The 793-nt window shown below is 38.1% G+C and carries 1 protein-coding gene; it reads left to right on the top strand.

All coding sequences use genetic code 11. From position 1 onward, the window contains the following. On the top strand, positions 1 to 256 hold a 256-nt coding region (locus VZ95_RS26205), incomplete at its 5' end, for a hypothetical protein (protein ID WP_198148424.1). Positions 257 to 793: the final 537 nt, after the last annotated feature.

Here is a 793-nt window from a genome sequence, read left to right as displayed (position 1 = left end):
GAAAAAAATATCAGATTCAAACAGAACACCCGTTGGTGCTTTGCTTCTATCTATAATTAATCATATAGCATGGTACGATCCTGTTGTTCGGGATATTGCTGACTATTTCAGATTAGCCGATTTAGGTGGAAGCGGTGATGGCAATATGCGCCCCTGGCCGCAGACTGTATTTAGTAAAGCCGTTCAGATGCAGGTTGATCGTGGCGGGGTTTCAAACGGTGCGCTGTGGGATGAGTGGTCTTATGTGACGCCATGATCGAACGCTTCGGAAAAAAGGGGGGAGCTGAACTGCGACACGTGATGCTTCTTGAGTTAATACTGGTAATTTTTTATTGATTTGAGGAAAAATATGATTTTTTTCAGAAATGTAATCGATAAGGAAAGGATTAAATCGACAATTTATGGAATGATTTGCATAAATTCCATGTCTTTTCTTTGTGTTATATTGTTTTTTTTGATTGTTATTCCTCTATCGGAAATTTTTGGCATCTACCTCATTGGCGACATTCCAGATATTTCGGAAGTTTCGAATTTATTATTATTCACTATTTTTCTGATTGTGATTGTTGTTTTATCGGCATTGTTTTGCAGTAGAACAAAGGAAGCGTTCGGGGCTCTCGATTGCTATAATTTTTTTGGGTTATTTTCCGAAGTTCACTTGAACAGGAAGAGTGTTAACTCAAAGAAAAATGCATTGTCTTATTGAAGATTTGCCCACTATATTTCATAGAAAGCCTAATACAAAATTCGTAATAATGCATACTTTCGCGGGAGTCTACGAGCGGTTCAGGGA

Origin of the sequence: Elstera litoralis (genome assembly GCF_000963705.1) — a bacterium.
GTDB classification, from domain to species: domain Bacteria; phylum Pseudomonadota; class Alphaproteobacteria; order Elsterales; family Elsteraceae; genus Elstera; species Elstera litoralis.
Note: the sequence above shows the minus strand (reverse complement) of the source record. Positions and strands in the feature narration are given on the sequence as shown.